This window comes from Bradyrhizobium sp. UFLA03-84 (assembly GCF_002289535.1).
In the GTDB taxonomy this organism is placed as follows: domain Bacteria; phylum Pseudomonadota; class Alphaproteobacteria; order Rhizobiales; family Xanthobacteraceae; genus Bradyrhizobium; species Bradyrhizobium viridifuturi.
In genome coordinates this window covers 112,664-132,788 of record NZ_NSJY01000010.1, presented here as the reverse complement: position 1 = coordinate 132,788, position 20,125 = coordinate 112,664, and the positions used below count along the sequence as shown (strand labels likewise).

At 64.7% G+C, this 20,125-nt stretch carries 20 protein-coding genes and 1 pseudogene; 8 read left to right on the top strand and 13 right to left on the bottom strand.

Features of this window, described 5'->3' with window-relative positions; all coding sequences use genetic code 11:
• Nucleotides 1-320: 320 nt before the first annotated feature.
• On the bottom strand, nucleotides 321-1,817 hold the full coding sequence (locus tag CK489_RS12420) for an aldehyde dehydrogenase family protein (RefSeq protein ID WP_095732511.1): 1,497 nt from the start codon (nucleotides 1,815-1,817) through the stop codon (nucleotides 321-323).
• Nucleotides 1,818-2,080: 263 nt separating this feature from the next.
• On the opposite strand from CK489_RS12420, the gene CK489_RS12415 reads away from it, so the two are divergent.
• Nucleotides 2,081-2,932 carry an SDR family NAD(P)-dependent oxidoreductase gene (locus tag CK489_RS12415; RefSeq protein WP_095732510.1) on the top strand — a complete coding sequence of 284 codons (852 nt, stop codon included), beginning with the start codon at nucleotides 2,081-2,083 and terminating at the stop codon, nucleotides 2,930-2,932.
• A gap of 139 nt (nucleotides 2,933-3,071) precedes the next feature.
• On the opposite strand, the gene CK489_RS12410 is transcribed toward CK489_RS12415, so the two are convergent.
• Nucleotides 3,072-3,452, bottom strand: a complete 381-nt coding sequence (locus CK489_RS12410) for a hypothetical protein (RefSeq protein WP_050628559.1) — start codon at nucleotides 3,450-3,452, stop codon at nucleotides 3,072-3,074.
• Nucleotides 3,453-3,790: 338 nt separating this feature from the next.
• On the opposite strand from CK489_RS12410, the gene CK489_RS12405 reads away from it, so the two are divergent.
• Together CK489_RS12405 and CK489_RS12400 are read left to right on the top strand one after the other, a co-directional pair.
• Nucleotides 3,791-5,197 (top strand): aldehyde dehydrogenase family protein, encoded by a 1,407-nt coding sequence (locus tag CK489_RS12405; protein WP_095732509.1) that lies wholly within the window; start codon nucleotides 3,791-3,793, stop codon nucleotides 5,195-5,197.
• 83 nt (nucleotides 5,198-5,280) lie between these two features.
• Entirely contained in the window at nucleotides 5,281-5,841 is a 561-nt protein-coding gene (locus tag CK489_RS12400; RefSeq protein WP_198960914.1) for a DUF2478 domain-containing protein, read from the top strand.
• A 368-nt stretch (nucleotides 5,842-6,209) separates the two neighbouring features.
• Here the strand turns inward: CK489_RS12400 and CK489_RS12395 are convergent, their stop codons facing one another.
• From CK489_RS12395 to CK489_RS12360, 8 genes are all read right to left on the bottom strand, one after another.
• Entirely contained in the window at nucleotides 6,210-6,416 is a 207-nt protein-coding gene (locus CK489_RS12395; protein WP_050628558.1) for a hypothetical protein, read from the bottom strand.
• A 71-nt stretch (nucleotides 6,417-6,487) separates the two neighbouring features.
• Nucleotides 6,488-7,483 carry a nitroreductase family protein gene (locus tag CK489_RS12390; protein WP_095732508.1) on the bottom strand — a complete coding sequence of 332 codons (996 nt, stop codon included), beginning with the start codon at nucleotides 7,481-7,483 and terminating at the stop codon, nucleotides 6,488-6,490.
• A complete protein-coding gene (locus CK489_RS12385) occupies nucleotides 7,480-8,601 on the bottom strand; it encodes a GNAT family N-acetyltransferase (RefSeq protein WP_095732507.1) in 1,122 nt (373 codons plus the stop codon). The genes CK489_RS12390 and CK489_RS12385 overlap by 4 nt, the downstream gene beginning before the upstream one ends.
• Nucleotides 8,598-9,797 (bottom strand): hypothetical protein, encoded by a 1,200-nt coding sequence (locus CK489_RS12380; RefSeq protein WP_050628472.1) that lies wholly within the window; start codon nucleotides 9,795-9,797, stop codon nucleotides 8,598-8,600. The genes CK489_RS12385 and CK489_RS12380 overlap by 4 nt, the downstream gene beginning before the upstream one ends.
• Entirely contained in the window at nucleotides 9,794-10,669 is an 876-nt protein-coding gene (locus tag CK489_RS12375; protein WP_050628471.1) for a HesA/MoeB/ThiF family protein, read from the bottom strand. The genes CK489_RS12380 and CK489_RS12375 overlap by 4 nt, the downstream gene beginning before the upstream one ends.
• Nucleotides 10,666-11,721, bottom strand: a complete 1,056-nt coding sequence (locus CK489_RS12370; protein WP_198960913.1) for a GNAT family N-acetyltransferase — start codon at nucleotides 11,719-11,721, stop codon at nucleotides 10,666-10,668. The genes CK489_RS12375 and CK489_RS12370 overlap by 4 nt, the downstream gene beginning before the upstream one ends.
• Nucleotides 11,722-12,095: 374 nt before the next feature.
• Complete coding sequence (locus tag CK489_RS12365; protein WP_050628469.1) at nucleotides 12,096-12,371, bottom strand: YiaA/YiaB family inner membrane protein; 276 nt, start codon at nucleotides 12,369-12,371, stop codon at nucleotides 12,096-12,098.
• A gap of 56 nt (nucleotides 12,372-12,427) precedes the next feature.
• Nucleotides 12,428-13,123: a PspA/IM30 family protein gene (locus tag CK489_RS12360; RefSeq protein ID WP_050628468.1), complete on the bottom strand. Its 696-nt coding sequence runs from the start codon at nucleotides 13,121-13,123 to the stop codon at nucleotides 12,428-12,430.
• A 112-nt stretch (nucleotides 13,124-13,235) separates the two neighbouring features.
• Here CK489_RS12360 and CK489_RS12355 point away from each other — a divergent pair, with 112 nt between their 5' ends.
• The gene (locus CK489_RS12355; RefSeq protein ID WP_095732506.1) at nucleotides 13,236-13,844 is read left to right on the top strand and encodes a TetR/AcrR family transcriptional regulator; all 609 of its coding nucleotides are present in this window, start codon (nucleotides 13,236-13,238) and stop codon (nucleotides 13,842-13,844) included.
• Between the two features lie 314 nt (nucleotides 13,845-14,158).
• Complete coding sequence (locus tag CK489_RS12350; protein WP_050628557.1) at nucleotides 14,159-15,292, top strand: acyl-CoA desaturase; 1,134 nt, start codon at nucleotides 14,159-14,161, stop codon at nucleotides 15,290-15,292.
• A gap of 24 nt (nucleotides 15,293-15,316) precedes the next feature.
• Here the strand turns inward: CK489_RS12350 and CK489_RS12345 are convergent, their stop codons facing one another.
• Nucleotides 15,317-15,688: a cupin domain-containing protein gene (locus tag CK489_RS12345; protein ID WP_095732505.1), complete on the bottom strand. Its 372-nt coding sequence runs from the start codon at nucleotides 15,686-15,688 to the stop codon at nucleotides 15,317-15,319.
• A 201-nt stretch (nucleotides 15,689-15,889) separates the two neighbouring features.
• On the opposite strand from CK489_RS12345, the gene CK489_RS12340 reads away from it, so the two are divergent.
• Entirely contained in the window at nucleotides 15,890-16,288 is a 399-nt protein-coding gene (locus CK489_RS12340) for a hypothetical protein (protein WP_245350339.1), read from the top strand.
• Nucleotides 16,289-16,303: 15 nt separating this feature from the next.
• Here the strand turns inward: CK489_RS12340 and CK489_RS12335 are convergent, their stop codons facing one another.
• On the bottom strand, nucleotides 16,304-17,890 hold the full coding sequence (locus tag CK489_RS12335) for a sensor histidine kinase (RefSeq protein WP_245350338.1): 1,587 nt from the start codon (nucleotides 17,888-17,890) through the stop codon (nucleotides 16,304-16,306).
• 267 nt (nucleotides 17,891-18,157) lie between these two features.
• Nucleotides 18,158-18,448: pseudogene (locus tag CK489_RS12330) on the bottom strand (molybdenum storage protein subunit alpha); the annotation flags it as partial.
• Nucleotides 18,449-18,514: 66 nt separating this feature from the next.
• On the opposite strand from CK489_RS12330, the gene CK489_RS12325 reads away from it, so the two are divergent.
• Both CK489_RS12325 and CK489_RS12320 read left to right on the top strand, forming a co-directional pair.
• A complete protein-coding gene (locus CK489_RS12325) occupies nucleotides 18,515-19,213 on the top strand; it encodes an ABC transporter permease (protein ID WP_095732504.1) in 699 nt (232 codons plus the stop codon).
• Between the two features lie 40 nt (nucleotides 19,214-19,253).
• The gene (locus CK489_RS12320; RefSeq protein WP_095732503.1) at nucleotides 19,254-20,102 is read left to right on the top strand and encodes an ABC transporter substrate-binding protein; all 849 of its coding nucleotides are present in this window, start codon (nucleotides 19,254-19,256) and stop codon (nucleotides 20,100-20,102) included.
• Nucleotides 20,103-20,125: the final 23 nt, after the last annotated feature.

Genomic DNA, 20,125 nt, shown 5'->3' with positions numbered 1-20,125 from the left:
AGTGGTGGGAAAAACAGGGGTATAATTCTAATATTACAAAAAAACCCAAAAGGCGCCCTTCCCCCCGGGGGGCAGGGGATTTGGATTAGGAGTCGGGTTGGATCGGGGGGCCGCCCCCCCCCCCGGGGGGGGGGGGGGGGGGGGGGGGGGGCCTCTCTCCGCGAGTCATGCCGTGGAGAGAGCCCCCACCCGCCGCGCTGCGCGCGTCGGCCTCCCCCGCAAGCGGGAGAGGCGAAGGGAGCCTGCGGACTATCTCCGCAGACGCCATATGCGATTGCACTGTCCGCAGGCAGGAGAGGGAGCGCAGTTGCTTCGCGACGCTAGCCCGTCTTGATCCAGACTGCCTTGACGTTGAGATATTCCTCGACGTGCTGCTTGCCGGACTCGCGGCCGTAGCCGCTCATCTTGTAGCCGCCGAACGGCACCGCCGGATCCATCGCCTGGTAGCAATTGACCCAGACCGAGCCGGCGCGCAGCGCCTTTGCCACCTGGTGCGCCTTGCTGACATTGGTGGTCCAGACACCGGAGCCGAGGCCGAAGGTGGTGGCGTTGGCGCGCTTGATCAGCTCGTCCGGATCCTTGAACGAGATCGCCGAGATCACCGGGCCGAAGATCTCCTCCTGCGCAATGCGCATGTTGTCCTGCACATTGGCAAACACCGTCGGCTGCACGAAATAGCCCTTCGACAGCGCGCCCTCGGTGAGGCGGCCGCCGCCGGCCAGCGCCTTGGCGCCTTCCTTCTGGCCGATGTCGAGATAGCCGGAGACGCGGTCCATCTGCTGCTGCGACACCAGCGGACCGATCTGGGTGTTGGGATCGAGGCCGTTGCCGACCTGCAGCTTCTTGCCGAACTCGGCGACGCGGCCGACGAATTCGTCATAGACCTTCTGCTCGACGAACAGCCGGGTGCCGGCGCTGCAGATCTGGCCGGAATTGGCGAATACCGCCATCGCAGCACCCGGCACCGCCGCGTCGAGATCGGCGTCGGCGAACACGATGTCCGGCGACTTGCCGCCAAGCTCGAGCGAGACGCGCTTGAGGTTGCCGGCCGAGGCGCGGATGATCGACTGCCCCGTCACGTGCGAGCCGGTGAAGGCGACCTTGTCGACATCGGGATGCGAGGCCAGCGCGGCACCCGCGGTCTCGCCATAGCCCGGCACGACGTTGACGACGCCGGGCGGAATGCCGGCTTCCATGCACAACTCGCCGATGCGCAGCGAGGTCAGCGGCGATTCCTCGGCCGGCTTGAGCACCACGGTGCAACCGGTCGCGATCGCCGGACCGATCTTCCAGATCGAGGCGGTGAGCGGTCCGTTCCAGGGGATGATGGCGCCGACCACGCCGATCGGCTCCTTCAGCGTATAGGAGAAGATCTCGCCGGGCAGCGAGTTCTCGATGGTCTCGCCGTGGATCGCGGTGGCCTGCCCTGCGTAATAGCGCAGCATGCCGAGCGAGCGGAGCCGGTTGCCGCGGGTGCGGCTGATCGGCGCGCCCATGTCGAGCGTGTCGAGCTGGGACAATTCCTCGAAATTGGCTTCGACCAGTTCGGCGAGCTTGAGCAGCATGTTCTGCCGCTCGAACGGCTTCACCTTGCTCCACGGCCCTTCGAAGGCGCGGCGCGCCGCGGCAACCGCACGGTTGATATCCTCGGCATCGCCCTCGGCGACGGTCGCGAGCAATTCACCGGTGGCGGGATTGTGGGTTTCGAACTTCTTGCCGGAGGCGGCGTCGACCCATTTGCCGTCGATCAGCATCTGCTTGTAGGAGCCGTCGGCATAAGGATGGCGCGTGATCGGAATAGCCTGCGAAACAGCCATGTTTGCACTCCCTGTCAAATTGTCGGCTGAGGTCTTTTGGAGGCGTTATATCGACGATTCTACAGCGCAGGCGCGAAACCGTAAAGCGGAGCCGGCGTTGTCGAGGGCGGCGCGCATGAAAACCTCCCATGCGCCTGCGTCGTGCGCGCGATATGCTAGGTAAGGGTTCTCTTGTTTGACGCGTTTTCGTCGCGCGAACCGGGAACCACTTCGCTTGAAAACGCTATGCTAACCTCAGCCACATATGTGTCCGGAGACGACCGATGCCCCACCCCGTGATATCAGCCAATCATGTTGCCGTGATAACCGGAGGCGCATCCGGCATCGGGCTTGCTGCCGCAGCGCGGTTTGCGCAGGCCGGCATGAAGGTCTGCATCGCCGATCTCGGCGATGACAGGCTGAAGGCGGCTGCGGCAAAACTGTCATCTGCGGCGCCGGGCGGCGCGGCCGATATCATGACCGCGGCCGTCGACGTCAGCCGCGCTGACGAAATCGCGAACATCGAGGCCGTCGTCACGAAGAAATTTGGCGGCACCGACGTCCTGATGAACAATGCCGGCATCCAGCCCGGCAGCGCGATGTTCGGACCCGCGGACAATTGGCGGCGCATCCTTGGCGTCAATCTGTGGGGCGTGATCAACGGCACCCAGGCCTTCGTCCCCAACATGATCAAGCGCGGCCGGCCGGGGCTGATCATCAACACCGGCTCCAAGCAGGGCATCACGACGCCGCCGGGCGATCCCGCCTACAATGTCTCCAAGGCCGGCGTGAAGGCGTTCACCGAGGCGCTGCAGCACGAGCTGCGCAACACCGACGGCTGCAAGTTGATGGCGCATCTGTTGATCCCGGGCTTCGTCTTCACCGGGCTGACCGCGCGCGGCCGCACCGAGAAGCCGGCTGGCGCCTGGACCGCGGAACAGACCGTCGACTTCATGATCGAGCGGCTCGAAGCCGGCGATTTCTATATCCTCTGCCCCGACAACGACGTGCCGCGCGCGCTCGACGAACGCCGCATCCTGTGGGCCGCCGGCGACATCGTCGAGAACCGCCCGCCGCTGTCGCGCTGGCACAAGGATTACGGCGATGCGTTCGCCGCGTTCGTGAGGGGGAAATAAAACGCTCTCGTCATTCCGGGTCAGCCCGAAGGGCTGAGCCCGGAATCCATCGGCGCCACAAAGCCTGCGGCCTAATGGATTCCGGGCTCGCGCTGCGCGCGCCCCGGAATGACGATGGATGGATATCACCGCATCCGGATTAATTCGCCCGCACGCGGACCGGCGTCACCCGCGGCGCCACCAGCGCTTCGCCGAGCTCGCTCTGCTGGGCGCGCGGGATCGAGAAGCAGACGCTGAAACCGTCCGAGGTCTTCAGCGTCATCATGCCCTGGGCCGGATCGGTCGACTGCTCGATCACCCATGAATCCAGCGGATAGGCGTAGCGCAAGGTCTGATCGCCGAAGCGGGTCTGCAATGCCTTGCTGATCAGCCCGGGCAAGGTCATGACCAGCGCGCCGACCTGGTTGATCGACAGCCGGATGGTCGCGGGTTCACCCTTGCCGTCCACGAAGCCCAGCGAAATCGCGCAGCCGTCAGGCGCGACTTCGCAGGTGGTGAGCTCCTGGGTTTCGATCTGCATACCGGCACTCCGGATCATCGTTATATACCAACTAATATATCGCTGCGACACGCAGCGTCCAGCCCTGAAATATAGCGGCGGCCGATCCGGCGCAGTCGCCCGCGGCGTTAGAATGTATTGAAGCTCGCGCCCGTCCCGTTGACGCTGGGCCGGCAACCGCGAATAACTCACCGTGGACGTCAGCCGCATTTTCTTTTGCCATTTTCCGGAGAAATCGCCCGGTTCTGCCCCGCAGGGCGGGGCCATGGATGGCCGTGGCTTCCTTGCAGCATTCGTGATATACATATGAATATAGCGAGGTCCGCGAAGGGCCCGTTTGACCAGGGAGAGCAAAGCCTATGAATGATTACAGTCTTCTCATCGACGGCAAGATGGTACCCGGTGACAGCACGATGCCGGTGCTCAATCCGGCGACCGAAGAGGTGGTGGCACAATGTCCGCGCGCCTCCAAGGACCAGCTCGATCAGGCCGTCGCCGCCGCGAAGGCTGCCTACCCGGCCTGGGCCGCAACGCCGATAGAAGAGCGCCGCAAGCTCGTCATCAAGATGGCCGAGGCGATCGAGGCCAACACCAATGAACTCGCGCATATCCTGACCAGCGAGCAAGGCAAGCCGCTCGCGGACGCCACCGGCGAGGTCTTGGGCATGGCCGGCTTCTTCCGCTATCTCGGCTCGCTCGACCTGCCGATGCGCGTGATCGAGAATTCCGGCGACCGCAAGGTCGAGGCCTATCGCCGCCCGCTCGGCGTGGTCGGCGCCATCATTCCCTGGAACTACCCGCTGCTGATCCTGGCTTTCAAGCTACCCTCGGCGCTGCTCGCCGGCAACACGCTGGTGGTGAAGCCGGCGCCGACCACGCCGCTGGCCTCACTGCGCTTTGCCGAGCTGGTCAAGGACATCCTGCCGAAGGGCGTGCTCAACTTCATCACCGACGCCAACGATCTCGGCGATCACATGACCAAGCACCCCGACATCCGCAAGATCTCCTTCACCGGCTCGACCGCGACCGGCCAGAAGGTGATGGCGAGCGCATCGCAGACCCTGAAGCGGATCACGCTCGAGCTCGGCGGCAACGATGCCGGCATCGTGCTCGACGACGTCGATCCGAAGAAAGTCGCGCCCGGCATCTTCGAAGGCGCGTTCCAGAACTCCGGCCAGGTCTGCCTCGCCATCAAGCGGCTCTATGTGCACGAGTCGGTCTATGACGAGATCTGCAACGAACTCGTGGCCATTGCCAAGAACACCGTCGTCGACGACGGATCAAAGCAAGGAACAAAACTCGGGCCGCTGCAGAACAAGATGCAGTACGAGAAGGTGAAGGCGTTCCTCGACGACGCCCGCAAGAACGGCAACGTGATCGCCGGCGGCTCGGCGATGGACCGTCCCGGCTACTTCATCGAGCCGACCATCGTGCGCGACATCAAGGAAGGCTCCAAGCTGGTCGACGAGGAGCAGTTCGGCCCGGTGCTGCCTGTCATCAAGTACTCCGACAAGGACGACGTGATCCGCCGCGCCAACGCCACCACCTACGGCCTCGGCGCGTCGGTGTGGTCTTCCGACATCAAGCGCGCCCATGAGATCGCGACCAGGATCGAGGCCGGCACGGTGTGGATCAACAAGCACCTCGACATGGCCCCGAACATTCCGTTCGGCGGCGCCAAGCAGTCGGGCATCGGCACCGAATTCGCCGAAGAAGGCCTCGCCGAATTCACCCAGCTGCAGATCATCAACGGCCCGCCGGCCTGATCCGACAAACATGCGGCTGCGACACCTTGGAACCCCTTGGCGCCGCGGCCGCCCCTCTCCCTCCATAACGAGCAGAACCCATCATGTTCGACGCTCAATGCGACCTTGCCGCCGTGGTCTATGACGACAACGACGATCCCGATGCCGTCCTGCGCGACTTCGCCGGCGGCCTGAAGGCGGACGGCGCGCGCGTGGTCGGCATGGTGCAGACTGGCCAGTGCGCGGATTCCAGCCTGTCCGCGGTGCTGGTGCATAGCGGCGAGACGCTGCTGCTGGCACAGCCGCCCAGCAAAGGAGCCACCGGCTGCAAGCTCGATCTGTCGCGGTTGCAGGACGCCGGCATCCGCGTCGCCGACGCGCTTTCGGCCGGCGCCGATCTCGTCATCATCAACCGCTTCGGCAAGCGGGAGCGCGACGGCAAGGGCCTCGGCTTCCTGATCGAGCGCGCGCTCGATGCCGATATTCCGGTCGTGATCGCGGTGTCACGGCAAAGCTTTGCCGACTGGATCAAGTTCGCCGGCGGCATGAGCGTGAAGCTCGCCTGCGATCGCCACGCGCTGGACGCCTGGTGGCATAACGTCTCGCTGCGAAGCACCGCCCGGGTCGCGCCGGATCACACCACGGTGTGCGAGGCCTGCAAGTAGATTGCGCTCGGCCAATCCACTCTCCACCCCGTCGTCCTGGCGAAAGCCAGGACCCATAACCACCGAATTTGATCGTGTGCGGGATCGTAGCCCCAGCGTCGCGCAACAACTAGCGACTGGGGTAATGGGTCCTGGCTTTCGCCAGGACGACGCTGAACGTTTGGTCTCGCTTGCGAACCATGCATTCACAGCACAGGCGGAATCGGAGGGTTAGCCAACCCACCCTATGCACTATCACCGTCATCCTGAGGAGGCCGCAAAGCGGCCGTCTCGAAGGATCGACGGGCACCGGCCGGGCCGTGCATCCTTCGAGGCTCGCTCCGCTCGCACCTCAGGATGACGGGCTTAAGATCGCGTGACAGCAACGCCTACAGCGTTTCCTGCTTGTGGTCGCAGTTCTTGCAGGTGAACTTGACGCGGGTCTGACCCTTTTCCGCCTGCACCCGGTTCGGCGCGCCGCACTTGCCGCAGACCGCCTCGATCCGGGTGGTCCCCTGCTTGACGACCAGGTTCCGTTTTTCCATGGTTTCGCGGATCAGGCGTTCCGCTTCCTCGCGCAACGATTGCTTCGACATCATCCCACCGGTCATTGGTTTGCGGGCCGCCTCTTAGCACGGCCGCGTGAAGCTTTGACAGGGGGTACCGATCAGACAATCAAGCGATCCACCGGCATCCGGTAGTGCCGCGGTTTCAGCGGTTCGGCGGGTCGGCCGACGCGGAACACGTTGACGAGGCGCAGGTCGGCGCCAACCTTGCCGAGCTTTCGCAGCCGCTCGTTGAAGTCAGGATGATCCGCCAGCGCCGAGATCGGGCACGCCGCGAGCCCGGCGCGGTCGATCTCGAGCCAGCTGCGATAGAAATGCCGCCCCGTCGTGAGTGGATCCTCACCGACCGGACGACAGAACAGGACGATCGCCGAGGCCGAGGCGGTTTTGGCGCGGTCGGCGAGCAGCGCTGCGGCGAGGCCGAGACGATCGAGCGGCCTGAACAGGCTGCCGAGCACGAAGCGGGCGGCGGTGGCCTCGACCGCGCCCATGGCGAGCGCGTCGCGATTGAGCCCGTCAAGCAGATAGTGCGGATGGCCGGGCGACAGCCGCATCCATTCGAGCAACTCGGCCCGGTAGTCGTCGCCGTGCACAAAGGAGAATTCGGCCTGGTCGGCCCAGCCGGCGATCTCCGTGATTGCCTGGCGATGACAGATGCAGACCAAATCGTCACGCGCGACGGCAAGCTGCACCAGCGGCGCGGTATCGTCCCGCGACGCTGCGAATCTGCGGCGCCACGACATGCGGCGCGCCACATGGCCGGCCAATGGATCGGGCGCGACACCTCGCCTAACCGCAAAGCTGCAAAGCACGGCAAATTTCGGCGTCAGCGGCTGCTCGATGGTGGTCATGGCCGTGATGGCGAGGCCGCGGCGGTTGAGGGCGAGGCTCATGCCCTCCAGCGCCGCGCCGTGCGAGACCAGAACATCATGCCCCGCGGGGTCTGCGATCGGCGCGCGGACCGCGGTGGCGTCGACCAGCGCCAGCCGCCCGTCGCCGAGCAGGCGCCAGCGGGTCGGCTGGATGTTGTGGACGCTCGGCGCCAGCCGCGCCTCCGCGACCAGCTCACGCAGCAGATCCGGCGTCAGCTCGCTCATGCCGCGGCCAGCCGCTTGGTGAACAGATGCAGCCGGTGCAGCGGCGTGGCGTCGGCCTTCTCGACCTGGCGCAGCGAGGGCGCGTTGATGTCCGCGATCCAGGTGCCGCCGAGCGTGCGGTAACCGGCCTGCTGCAACGCCAGCGCGGTGCGGTACAGCATCGCGCCGTTGAGGCCGCGATTGTGCAGGTCGCGGCAGACCGACTGATAGATCAGCACCGCGCGCGTGTTCATCATGCGGTGCTGCATGAATTTGAACGGTGCGGTCAGCCCGATCCGGCCGCCGATCGCCTTGATCAGCGGATTGAGGTCGGGGATCGCGATGATTGCGCCGGCAGGGCGGCCGCGGTGATAGACCACGGTCGAAATCCGCTTGTCGATGATCCACATCATGTCGCCGGCCTGGAACAGATATTCGGCTGCGGTCGGCGGCACGAACATCGGATTGTCGGCAAAGCCGTCGTTCAGGATCAGCCGCGCATCCTCCAGCCGCGCCTTGAAGGCGGAGCGCTTGATCGGCTGCCAGACGAAGTCTTTGTCAGCCAGCACCGCGCGCTGCTTGTCGCCGAGCAGCTGCTCCGGCTTGCCGCCGTCGAGCGCGATCTCGAACGTCGTCATCGGGAAGGTCGCCGTGTAGCCGGCGCGTTCGAGATGCTGCGCGATGTGCGGCGGCGACCACATCATGTCGGTGAACGGCGCATGGTCGAAGCCGTCGGTCACGACGCCGATCTGCTGCATTGCCGTCAGATTGAAATTGCCGGCGATCCGGCTCATGCCACGCGCCGACAGCCATTGCTCGGCGGCGCGCAGCAGCGCATCGGCGACCTCGCCGTCGTCGATGCAGTCGAAGAAGCCGAACGCACCGTGGCGGGTGCCGTGCTTGCGGTTGGAGGCGTCATGGATCGAGGCGGCGATGCGGCCGACCGGTTTTCCGTCGCGATGCGCGGAAAACAGCGCGTAGCGGCCATGGCCTTCGGTGATGAACGGATTCTTCGCGGCGTCGAACATTCGGTCGAAATCGCTCCACAGCGGCGGCACGTAGAGACTGTCGGGGCCATAGGCATTGAGCGCGGCGTCGAACGCCGCCCTGCGGTCGCCCTCCCGGATCTCTGTTGTCATTTGGCCTCCGGGGTCAACGCCAGCAGCCGCCGCACCAGCGCCAGCGCGGTTTCGGTGGCGGGATCGGCCGCGGTCACCGGCACGGCGAGCACGATCAGGTCGAGCGGATCATGGCCGAGCACGATGACGTGGGAGGCGTTGTTGGCCGAGATCAGCGAGACCATGCGCTCGGCGGCCGGGTCCGTCGCCGCCAATCCCCACGGCGCCTCGGAGCGGCGCAGCACACGCCGCGCCGAGAGGAAGTCGCGCAGCAGCGGCGGATCGTAGAGTGCAAGATCGCTTTCGCGGAAGCGCTGGGCGCTCTCGAAGATCGGATGCCGCGCCAGCTCGGCGATCAACTGCTCCCGGGTCTGCGCCGGCGACGCCGCGACCGAGTTGAGCACGCCCGGCTCCTGGGATTCGAACAGTGCCCGCAGCGCGTCCGTCATCAGGCCAATGGTCAAGACGCCGGCGATCGCGACCGCGACGAACCGGACCATCTGGGCGGCATCGACATCAGGCGCCATGAAGCTGGCGGCGAGCCCGAGCAGGCCCGACGAGATCAGCCGCAGCGCCATCATCGCAAGGCCGTGCCGGCGGGTCTCGGCGCCGCCGCCGGCGATCAGCATCACGGTCACCGTGAGCAGCGCCCCGAGCGCGCCGAGCCGGACCGGAATGTCGGGAAACAGCGTGCGGAAATCGGTCAGGATGAACGGGATCACCACCAGCGCGCCGACCGCCATGCGGCCGATGCTGCGGTTTTCCGAGGCCATCAGCGCGGAACGGTCACGCGTCGCCAGCAGCAGCGCGCAAGTCGCAAAGCCCAGCAGTTGGAACAGCGCCAGCGCGATCGCATAGGGCATCGCAAAGCGTTGCAGCCCGAACAGGCCGCCGAGGCCGAGCAGGATGGCGCCCGCGAGCGCTGCGATCTTGACCGGGCGCGGCGCGTGCCGCCGCAGGATGCCCTCGGTGACGATCAGGGCGCCGAGCGGGATCAGCGCGGCCGGGATCACCGAGAGGCGATCGAGCACAAAGCTTCCGCTCCACCAGGCAAGGCCGCGGTCGAGGAACAGGGTCGCGATCACGCCGAGCGCAAGCAGCAAACGGCGGGTCAGCGGACTCCTTGGATCGCGCCGGTAGAACGTCATCATCGCCACCGCGACGCCGATGGCGCCGCAGAGATTGACGATGGAATCGGCGATCACCCCCGAGGTCATGCGGCGCCCGTCAGTTGATCGATGGCCCGCCGCACCAGCGGGCGCATCAGGGCGGCGATCAGCGGATTGCGCGGCTTCTCGATCGCGGGCCGGTGCGGGTTGAGGAACCAGCCGCGGCAATCGGTGCCGGAGGTGCGGCCGAGGATCAGCGCGACCGCTTCATAGGCCATCAGCATGCCGGTCGAGATCACCATCGGCGCGAACGACATCCGGCTGCGGCGGCCGGCCGCCACTTCGCCGGCGATCGCGAGGTCGACATAGTTGCGCGACGACGAGTGCAGCATCACGTGCTCGATCTCGGCGCGCATCGCGGCGCGGCGGTCATCGTCGGTGATATCTGTCCAGTCCTTGCCGAGGGTGGGAAAGCCGAGGCGCTGTTCGGGCCGAGGATCGCGCGGGCGCACCACGATCACCGACGGCAGCGGCGACATATAGGCGTCGATCACGGTTGCATCGGCGCGCTGGGCGGTCCGGTACAGATGCACGCCGGCGGCGATGTCGTCCATGCCGTTGACGATGACGGGGCAACGTTCGGCGATCCCGGCGAGCTCGCCGGTCCAGTTCTCGCCGAGCACCTCGATCTCGATGGTCGGATTGATGCGCTTCGCAGCTTCGGCGGCGACTTCCGCCTTCTCGCGGCCGACCTCGTCGGCGAAGGCGAACACCTGGCGGTTGAGGTTGGAGACCTCGAAGCGATCGATGTCGGCGATCACGAACCTGCCGATGCCGGCGCGCGCCAACGCCATGAACGCCGCACCTCCCATGCCGCCGACGCCGCAGACGAACACCCGCGCCTGGCGCAGCAGCTGCTGCTCGTGCTCGTCGATGAAGCCGATGTTGCGGCCGGTGAAGGAGTAATAGTCGAAATTCATCGCGCGGCCCCGCTGTCCTGCCGGCGCGGCCGCAAGGTGCCGAAGGCGCGGCTGTCGTCCATCCAGTACACCACCGGCAGCACCAGCCGCTGCAACGCCAGCATCGCGGACGCCGCGAGCAGCGCCGGCAGCGAACCCGAAGGCACCTCGCTCATCAGATAGCGGCGCGCGCCGGCGAGATCGACGCGGCCGAGCTGCAGCACGTCGTCGCCGCGGCCGTAGTCCAGCTCGCGTTCGCAGAATTCGTTGTAGACGGCATTGCGATGCTTCGGTGCGATCTCGAAGGTCTTCTTCAGCGCATCCGAGCCGCCGGTATAGGCGTTGGTGATCACCGAGCGCGCCTCGTCGAAACCGGCCTCCTCGCCGACGCCGAACACCGCGCGGTGCTTTGCCATGATGCCGCGCGCAAGCTGCAGATGCGCAAAGCTCTGCCGGGCGCCCGGCAGCGGCGACGGGAACACGTCCGAGAAGGTGTCGCTGACCATGCCGACCACCGCCGGCACCTGGGTGACGTTGGAGATCCATTTCGGCCGCAGCCCGTCGCGGGCGAACAGCACCAGCGCGGTCAGGCCGTAGAGCACCCAGGACAGCCCCTGCCCGCGCACCTCGGGATCGACCATCACGAGGCCGAGATGGGTGACTTCAGCCGGCTCGCCGTCGAGCGGCACGTCCATCACCGACAGCGCATTGAACGCGATCGGCCGCCCGGTGTCCTCTTCCGAGATCAACGTGACGACGGCGCGCGACAGCCGCTCCGGCTCGCCGGAGAAGATGCCGTAGGTCAGGCTCTCCTTGGGCAGCGTCTTGGCGGCGACGATGCGCAGCTGCTCGACCAGCGCGTCGAGCTCATCCCTGGGCAGCGACAGCCCCGGCGATTCAATGATCCGGGTGCGCTGGCCGGCCTGGGTGCGCAAGGTGAGATCGATGGTCGGTTGCGACAGCGCCTTCAGCCAGAAGCCAGCATGGCTGCGCAGGCCGTCAAAGGCCGCGCGCACCTTCGCAAGGCCCGAGCTGCCGCGCGAAGCCGGCGTAGGATTGTCGGTGGACGCCATTTCTCTGTCCCTCGGGCGCGATCTCTGCACTGGCCCCTGTTAAGGAGCGATGAGCGCAACCAGACGCTGTTCGCCGCAGGGTAAACAAGGCCTTCCGGAAACGGAACAATGTTGGGTGGAAGGGGTGGTGAATGCATCATGGTGACAGCGCGCAGCTCCTTCACCGTCACCCCCGCGCAAAGGCTTCGCCTTTGTCGCTGGAGGAGCGCGTAGCGCGTCTCGAAGGGTCGACGCCCCGCTGGTGGCCGTGCATCCTTCGAGGCTCGCTCCGCTCGCACCTCAGGATGACGGATTATCGCGCGCTCCTCGCAATAACGCCGGAGACGAGACGGCGAAAGCGGCGGGTGAAAACACCCGCCGTTTCGCATTCAGGCTCAACCCGCCTTGGAGACTTCCATCAGCAGGCGCTCGGCCTTGGCGTCCTCGATGCGGTTGACGAACTTGCCGCTCTCGTAATTGTCGCGGATCGTCTTGGTCAGCGTGACGCAGGTCTGCACCAGCATCACGATGCCCATCGTGAGGTAGCCCTTCATCCAGAGGTCGATCGGCAGGAAGAACACGCCGACAGCGACGAGGAAGGCGGAGGCCGCGAAGGATACGTAGGTGAAGGTGACCCAGCCGCTGCTGTGGGGTTGGATGGTCTGGTTCATGGTCGTCTCCTTGATGATGCGAGGTTTGAAGTCGGTTCAGTTGCTGGCTTGAAAGTTCAGGCGGCGGGCGGGCGCTTGGCTTTCAGCCGCGCCAGCACGTCGTCGGCAGTCGATTTCATGCGCGGACCAAAACCCTGCTCCGCGAGCTTCTCGGCGATGACGACCGGTCCGGAGGCGGTGTCGATCTCGAACAGCGCGTCATCGGCCGCCTGGATCTCGATCTGCCGCTCACGCAGCCGCTTCAGCGTCGCTTCGGCTTCCGGCAGCGTCGATTCGTAGGGACGCGCCGCCTCGATGCCGCTCCGGCGCAGCGAACGCACCGCCTCGGAGGCACGGGCGAGGCGCCGGCCGCGATCGAGCTCGGCAATGCGCGCCTCGGCATTGGCGACGTGGCGCTTCAGCCGGGTGATCTCGGTGGCGAACAGCGTGCGCGCGGTCATCGCGGCATCGCGTTCGGCCTCGAGGTTGGCGATCGCCTGCGCGGCTTCGCGGGCGAGGTCTTCCCGGCCGCCCTCGAGCGCCGCCGATGCGCGCACCTCGAGATCGGCGATGCGGGCGTTGGTGGCCTCGAGCCGCCGGCCCTCCTGCGCGTCGCCGGCGATCGCGAGTGCCAGCGTCCGCTTCGAGCGGTCGACCGCGGCGGCCGCATCGCGCATCTGCTGGTCGAGGACGACCAGCGCGGTCCGGTCTTGCAGTTCCTCCTCGGCTGCCGCCACGCCGCCGCGGAAAATTGTCAAAACAGTTTTGAACATTTGATCGCTCCCTGTTATGAGCATTGCTCATGAATCTTTTGTACCACATAATGAGCACCGCTCAAGATTTATTTGAGCGATGCTCAAAATTGCAGTTAACGACGGGTGAAACATGTCCAAAGCATTGGAACGACGGGCAAAACTGCGCGAAGCGCTGATCGAGGCGGCGGAACGGGCAATTGCGGCAAAAGGTCTCGGCGGCCTGAAAACCCGCGAATTGGCCCAGGAAATCGGTGTCGCCAATGGCGGCGTCTACAATCTGGTCGAGGATGTCGACGAGCTGATCCTGCGGGTCGGCTCGCGCACGCTGGCCCGGCTGGACGCGTCATTGTCGCTCGCCGAGATCGGCGGAGCGGCGGCGCCGCGCGAGATGCTGGTGCGGATCGCGGTCGCCTATTGCGACTTCGCCGCCGACAATCTCGAACTGTGGCGCGCGCTGTTCGAGCACCGCATGCAGCCCGGCAAGCCGGTGCCGGAATGGGCGATCACCGAGCAGATGGAATTGTTCCGCCACATCTACAAGCCGCTCGCAGCACTGTTTCCGCAGCGCTCGCCGGCACAGCTCGGCGTCACCGCGCGCAGCCTGTTCTCCGCCGTGCACGGCATGGTCGCGCTGGGGCTGGAGCACAAGCTGATCGCCGTGCCGATCGGCCAGCTGCGCAGCGAGATCGCGACATTGACGCGCGCGATGGTCGACGGGCTGACGGCGAAGAAGGACTAGCGCAGGAGCCCGAACCGCCCAATGTGCCCGATTTGTGGTCAAGTCGCGGCACTGGCAAATCCGCTGCGGAAAATCTTCGCGCGCTGCGGTAATCTGCGCCATATCGCTTTGACCACGGATTTACTAGCTGAGTTTCAGATTTCGCGCCCCCGCGACTGGTCGACCGGCGCGGGGTTCTCTTTGTCACACCACGCGCAATGGCCGCCGAGACAGCGACTTGAACCGTCCGCCGGCGAGACGTCCGGCACATTGCAGCAATCGAGGTCACGAGCTTGTCCACCTATATCGATCCAGAGCCGCAACACGACGACATCATGTACCCGCAGGTGCTGCCGTTTCTGCTGGTGCACGCAGGGTGTCTGGCGGCGATCTGGACCGGCGTCTCATGGCAGGCGATGGCAATCTGCGTCGCCCTGTATTGGCTGCGCATGTTTGCGATCACCGCCGGGTATCATCGATATTTCTCGCATCGGGCTTACTCGACGAGCCGGACGTTCCAATTCATCCTTGCATTCCTCGCCCAAAGCAGCGCGCAGAAAAGCGTGCTCTGGTGGGCTGCGAAACACCGGCACCACCATCTTCATTCGGACACCGAGCACGATGTGCATTCACCGCGGCACAAGGGCTTCGTGTACAGTCATCTCGGATGGATCTTCTATCGACAGCATGATGCGACGGATCTGACCAAGGTTGCGGATTTTGCCGCGTATCCGGAGTTGATGTGGCTGCACAAATTGGAGGTGTTGCCGGCGATCGCGGTCGCAATTCTGTGCTTCCTCATCGCCGGATGGCCGGGGCTGGTCGCCGGTTTCTTCTGGAGCACCGTGCTGCTGTATCACGCGACGTTCTGCATCAACTCCCTTGCGCATGTTCACGGACGCAAGCGCTATGTGACGGGCGATGACTCCCGCAACAATTGGCTGCTCGCCCTGTTTACGATGGGCGAGGGTTGGCACAACAATCATCACGCCTACCAAAGCAGTGCGCGGCAGGGCTTCCGGTGGTGGGAGATTGATGCGACCTATTATGTCTTGGTGGCGTTGTCCTGGTTCGGCATCGTCTGGGAGTTGAAGGCGCCGCCTGCGCAGGTTCTCCGCAACGAGCAGCGCCTGGGATCGCGCGTGATCAGGCGAACCGCCGAGCAGCTCGCTGGTCGCTTCAATCCCGAATACATCGCGCAGGCGATCAGATCGTCGGTGCACGAAACCGGGTTGTCGGTGCGGGAGGCGCTTGTGCTGCTGCAGCATCGTGCCGACCTGCATCTGCCCAGCATCCCGACGCGTGAGCGGTTGCTGGCGGAAGCCCACGCCATGTTCGCGAAGACGAGTTCGTTGGACGATATCGTCGACCGTGCACATGAGCTCCTGGTGGAATCGGTTTGCGTGCTCTTGGCCGTTCCGCCTGCGCTGGCTGGCGCACCCGTAAAGCCGCACATCAAACAAAGGTAGCATTCTACTTTCGACTACCTGATCTCACAGCTCCATCGTGTAGGCACGCCCGGGTTCGAGCGCGTAGATGGTCAGGAAGCGCAGCGGCCGCTCCGGGTCGCAATTTCGGAACAGCGTGTGCGGAAGATCAGGGCGATCCTGCAAGGTCTCGCCGGCCCGGTATATTCGTGGCGCCTCGTCGCCATAGGCCGACTCGGCGGTGCCCTCGACGATGAAGACCACACCACCGACCGGATGGCGGTGCAGCGGAGCCACCCCGCCGGGCGGATAGGTCACCTCGGCAACGACAAGCTCGCGATTATCGCCGGGCAGTGCAAGCCGCTCGAGGGTCTTGCGCGAGACCCCGGCAAACCCGCCCTGCTGCGCGCTCGCCTGACCGTCATTGCCTTCAGCCATTGGCATCCCTTTCCTGTCTCGCCGTTCCGATCGGATCGCGGTCGGATGACTATGGGGATGCCCTTCGCGAGCAACAAGGTGTCGGCGCAGAGTGACGGCACGTCCGCTTGCGGCCAACACAGATTGGCCGAAGTCCTTGCCTAGCGTGCTGCCGCGTTGCAGGATTCTTGCGCAAGCAAACCTTCAGTCGGTGAGTCCTTCATGAGAACGGATATCTTGACGGCGCGGTTGACCGGGGTCGCCGCCCTGGCGCTCATCTTGACGGCATCAGGCGTCATGCCGGCATCCGCGGCGCAAGCCGTGCCGGAATGCTCGATGTCGGCGACATTGGCGGATTGGGGCGAGAATTCGACCGGCGATATCGACATCGCCTCAGGCGAAAGCTGTCAGATCCCGATCGGGATCCGCGGCACGGTGACGGATTCGTCGATCTCGCAGAAGCCGGCCTATGGCAAATTGAAGAAGATCAACGCGTCGACCTTCGAGTACCGGGCAAAGGCCAAGTACAAGGGCAACGATACGTTTGCCATCAAGGCAACCGGCCAGGGACCGAAGGCTTCCGGCACCTCGGTCATCACCGTGCACGCGACGATCAAGTAGCCGTCGCCGGCCCGCCTACGTCTTCTCCGTATCCTGGACCCGGGGCAAAACGATCCGAAAGATCGTGCCGCCTGCCGGATTGGCTTCTGCCCAGATGCGACCATCGTGGGCGACAATTATCGCCTGACAGATCGACAATCCCACGCCCATGCCGTTCTCCTTCGTGGACACGAAGGGCTGAAACAGCCTGTCCTGAACCTCAGGCGAAATGCCGGGACCGTTGTCGATCACGCTGATGACGACATCGCTCCCATCAAGTCTGGCATTGATGGCAACGGACCGCTGCTCCTGCTCGGCCACGGCCTCCGCGGCGTTGCGCAGCAGATTGAACAGCACCTGCTGAAGTTGGATCCTGTCCGCCAGGATTGCCGCGTCAGGCGCAACATGGTCAACCTCGATGAGAAGGTCCTTTTGCCGGATGCCGAGGCTGGCAAGTTCGGCGGCCTCCGCGATCAGCGCGGAAACGGGTTCAAATCGCCGTTCGATCTCACCCCGCGACACGAAATCGCGAAGGCGCTTGATGATCCGGCCTGCACGCAAAGCCTGCGCCGCCGAACGCTCCATCGCCTCGCGCAGCCTCGCGCGAGGATCACCCTCGCTTTCGAGTAGCCGAACGCCACCATTCATGTAGTTGGTGATTGCCGTGAGCGGTTGGTTGAGTTCGTGCGCCACCATCGTCGCCATCTGGCCCATCTCGGACAGGCGCGAGACGTGGATCAGCTCGGTTTGCAACTCCTGCAGACGATCATTGGCTCTCCGGCGCTCCGAAAGATCGCGAATGAAGCCGGTGAAAAGCTGCCGATCGGCGTGCAACACCTCGCCGATCGACAGCTCCATCGGAAAAACGGTTCCGTCACGCCGCTGGCCTGACACTTCCCGGACATTGCCGATGATGCGCCGCTCACGCGTCCGAATGTAACGTTCGATATATCGATCGTGCTCTTCGCTGTAGGAGGGCGGCATCAGCATCGCGACGTTGCGGCCGCAGACTTCGTCCGCCCCGTAGCCGAACAGACGTTCAGCGGTGGAGCTGAACGACTCAATGATGCCGCTTGCATCGATGACGACCATGGCATCGGGTACGGTGTCGAGAATCGATTGCAGCAGAGCGGTTCTCGCACGCACGCGCTCGTCGAGCAGCAGGTTCGCCTCGCGAAGCTGCAGTTCGGTCTTTCTGTGCTCTTCGATCTCGCGCAGCAAGTTGCGGTTCGCGGTTTCGAGCTGGGCGGGGCTTGGGAGCGCGAGCGCTCTCGGCAACAGGTACCAGAGCGCGACAGCGGTCGGCACCGAGACCAGCGCGGTCGCTCCCTTCACTGCGCCGTCAACCCAGTAGAGAGGCTGCCAGAGCGTGACCGCGCCGAGCAAATGGGTCGTGCCACAGGCCATAATAAAGGCCGCGAAAAGACCGAACACGCCCGGAAACGGCAAGTCCTGCCGTTTCGATGCAAAGTACATCAGCGCCGCCGGGATCGAATAATAGGATGCGGCGATCAAGCCATCCGAGACGACATGGAGCCAGACCAGTGCGGGCTCCCACAACAGGCACAGTCCATGAGGCAAGTAGTTGCCGTCGCTGAACATTCCGGAGAGCCAAGCGGTCATCTCACCCCCCTGCTGCCGATCGACCCTGATTCCGGACCGAATCGGATTGTGCCAGCACCGGCTGCTCCGCCCCCGAGACCGTCGGTCGTGCCGATGGAACAACATAGCAGGAGTCGAAGGGAGATACCGGCTCGGATTATCGCAACCGGGGCACGGGGGAGTCCAACGGGTAACGATCGGCCGGCCTCGCCGTAGATGGCTCCGCGCGCCGACCGGGCGCGGCGCGCGGAAGATGTCTGCGCATTTCGTGTAAACGCGCTACGCCGGTCACTCGCCGGTGCCGATGATCGAGCCGACATGCCGGCCGCGCAGCGCCGCGGTGAGCCGGCCAGGAGCTAGGCCATTCACGACCTGCGCGCGCTCGATATACCGGGCGTTGACCATCACCTCGAGCAGTGCGGGATCGAACGGCAGCGTGCCCTTCAGCTTGGCGAGGTCCGCGAGGCTGGCCTCGCGCAACAGCTGCGCCTTGTTGCCGTCGAGGCCGTTCGGGCCGTCGGTGTAGGCGCCGTCGACATCCTCGACGATGGTGAGGCCGGCGGCGCCGAGCGAGCCGGCGATGGCTGCCGCACCCGGACCCCGATAATTTTGCTTATTTGCCGAGGTTCGGCTTAGTAAGAGACCATGAATGATTTCACCCAAGCGCTTGAACTGGCTGTCAGCCTGATCGGCCGTTTTGATCCGGAGCTAGGCCAGATCGTCGGCCTGTCGCTTGGCGTCAGCCTGACGGCGAGCCTCTTTGCCTTCGCAATCGGGGCGCCGATGGGCACAGCGCTGGCGATCTACCGGATCCGGGGCAGAGTTGCGTTGATCGTCGCCGTCAATGCGCTCCTGGGGTTGCCGCCGGTCGTGGTGGGACTTGCCGTTTACCTGCTGCTGTCCCGATCGGGGCCGTTGGGGGCGCTGGGGATATTGTTTACGCCAACCGCCATGGTGATCGCGCAGACCATTCTCGGCATTCCGATTGTCATTGCCCTGGTACACCGGACGATGGTCGATGTCTGGGCTCGTTACGGCGATGCCCTTCTCGTCGACGGTGCCTCGCGCTTGCGTGCCACCTCGACGCTCATGGCTATCGGGCGCGACGGGCTATTGACCGCGTTTCTCGCTGCTTTCGGCCGGGCGATCGCAGAGGTCGGCGCGATCATCATCGTCGGCGGCAATGTGCGCGGGCATACGCGCACCATGACCACTGCCATCGCATTGGAGACGAGCAAGGGAGAGCTAAGCCTTGCACTTGCGCTTGGCATCATCCTCGTCATCCTGTCGATGACCGTGAGCGCATTGAGCTTCCTGATCGGACGCATCTTGACCGCCCGCTGAAGCCCCAAACAATATTGTCGTTCAAAGGGAGATCGCCCGCATGAAGCGCTGCCTCGGCCCACTTCGTATCCTCGCAATCATCGCGCTTGCCGCACTTGGTGGGCAGACCTTCACGCATCCGGGTTGGGCGGAAGATCAGACGATTGTCGTGGCGTCGACGACGTCCACCCAGGATTCCGGGTTGTTCGGTTACCTGCTGCCGATCGTCAAGCAGAAGACAGGTATCGAGGTGAAGGTGCTGGCACAAGGCACCGGTCAGGCGCTTGACACCGCGCGCCGCGGCGATGCCGACGTGGTGTTCGTTCATGCCAGATCAGCTGAGGAGAAGTTCCTTGCGGAGGGCTTCGGTGTGAAGCGTTATCCGGTGATGTATAACGACTTCGTCGTCATCGGTCCGAAGGACGATCCCGCAGGCATTAAGGGCAAGGATGTCCTCACCGCGCTGCAAACCATCAGGACCAAAGCCGCGCCGTTCGTCTCCCGTGGCGATCATTCCGGCACCCATATTGCCGAGCTGAGGCTTTGGAAAGAAGCCGGCATCGATCTCGTGAACCACCGCGGCTCCTGGTACAAGGAAATCGGCCAGGGCATGGGTGCAGCGCTGAACATGGCCTCGGCGTCGAGCGCCTATTTGCTGTCCGACCGCGGTACATGGCTGGCGTTCAAAAATCGCGGCGACCTGGCAGTCCTCGTTGAAAGCGACAAGCGGCTGTTCAATCAGTACGGCGTGATGCTGGTCAATCCGGCCAAGCATCCCACGGTGAAGAAGGAAGCCGGCCAGCGCTTCATCGACTTTCTGATTTCACCGGAGGGACAGAGCGCGATCGCCGGCTACAAGATCAACGGCCAGCAGCTATTCTATCCCAATGCGAACGATCCCAATGCTTGAAGGAAGCGGCGCTTGAGGGAAGC

Coding starts and splice junctions, on each gene's coding strand:
- CK489_RS12325 (WP_095732504.1), top strand. CDS start 18,515: ATGAATGATTTCACCCAAGCGCTTGAACTGGCTGTCAGCCTGATCGGC.
- CK489_RS12395 (WP_050628558.1), bottom strand. CDS start 6,416: ATGTCGAAGCAATCGTTGCGCGAGGAAGCGGAACGCCTGATCCGCGAA.
- CK489_RS12380 (WP_050628472.1), bottom strand. CDS start 9,797: ATGACCTCGGGGGTGATCGCCGATTCCATCGTCAATCTCTGCGGCGCC.
- CK489_RS12400 (WP_198960914.1), top strand. CDS start 5,281: ATGTTCGACGCTCAATGCGACCTTGCCGCCGTGGTCTATGACGACAAC.
- CK489_RS12385 (WP_095732507.1), bottom strand. CDS start 8,601: ATGACAACAGAGATCCGGGAGGGCGACCGCAGGGCGGCGTTCGACGCC.
- CK489_RS12365 (WP_050628469.1), bottom strand. CDS start 12,371: ATGAACCAGACCATCCAACCCCACAGCAGCGGCTGGGTCACCTTCACC.
- CK489_RS12390 (WP_095732508.1), bottom strand. CDS start 7,483: ATGAGCGAGCTGACGCCGGATCTGCTGCGTGAGCTGGTCGCGGAGGCG.
- CK489_RS12320 (WP_095732503.1), top strand. CDS start 19,254: ATGAAGCGCTGCCTCGGCCCACTTCGTATCCTCGCAATCATCGCGCTT.
- CK489_RS12405 (WP_095732509.1), top strand. CDS start 3,791: ATGAATGATTACAGTCTTCTCATCGACGGCAAGATGGTACCCGGTGAC.
- CK489_RS12410 (WP_050628559.1), bottom strand. CDS start 3,452: ATGCAGATCGAAACCCAGGAGCTCACCACCTGCGAAGTCGCGCCTGAC.
- CK489_RS12345 (WP_095732505.1), bottom strand. CDS start 15,688: ATGGCTGAAGGCAATGACGGTCAGGCGAGCGCGCAGCAGGGCGGGTTT.
- CK489_RS12420 (WP_095732511.1), bottom strand. CDS start 1,817: ATGGCTGTTTCGCAGGCTATTCCGATCACGCGCCATCCTTATGCCGAC.
- CK489_RS12350 (WP_050628557.1), top strand. CDS start 14,159: ATGTACCCGCAGGTGCTGCCGTTTCTGCTGGTGCACGCAGGGTGTCTG.
- CK489_RS12335 (WP_245350338.1), bottom strand. CDS start 17,890: ATGACCGCTTGGCTCTCCGGAATGTTCAGCGACGGCAACTACTTGCCT.
- CK489_RS12360 (WP_050628468.1), bottom strand. CDS start 13,123: ATGTTCAAAACTGTTTTGACAATTTTCCGCGGCGGCGTGGCGGCAGCC.
- CK489_RS12415 (WP_095732510.1), top strand. CDS start 2,081: ATGCCCCACCCCGTGATATCAGCCAATCATGTTGCCGTGATAACCGGA.
- CK489_RS12355 (WP_095732506.1), top strand. CDS start 13,236: ATGTCCAAAGCATTGGAACGACGGGCAAAACTGCGCGAAGCGCTGATC.
- CK489_RS12340 (WP_245350339.1), top strand. CDS start 15,890: ATGAGAACGGATATCTTGACGGCGCGGTTGACCGGGGTCGCCGCCCTG.
- CK489_RS12375 (WP_050628471.1), bottom strand. CDS start 10,669: ATGAATTTCGACTATTACTCCTTCACCGGCCGCAACATCGGCTTCATC.
- CK489_RS12370 (WP_198960913.1), bottom strand. CDS start 11,721: ATGGCGTCCACCGACAATCCTACGCCGGCTTCGCGCGGCAGCTCGGGC.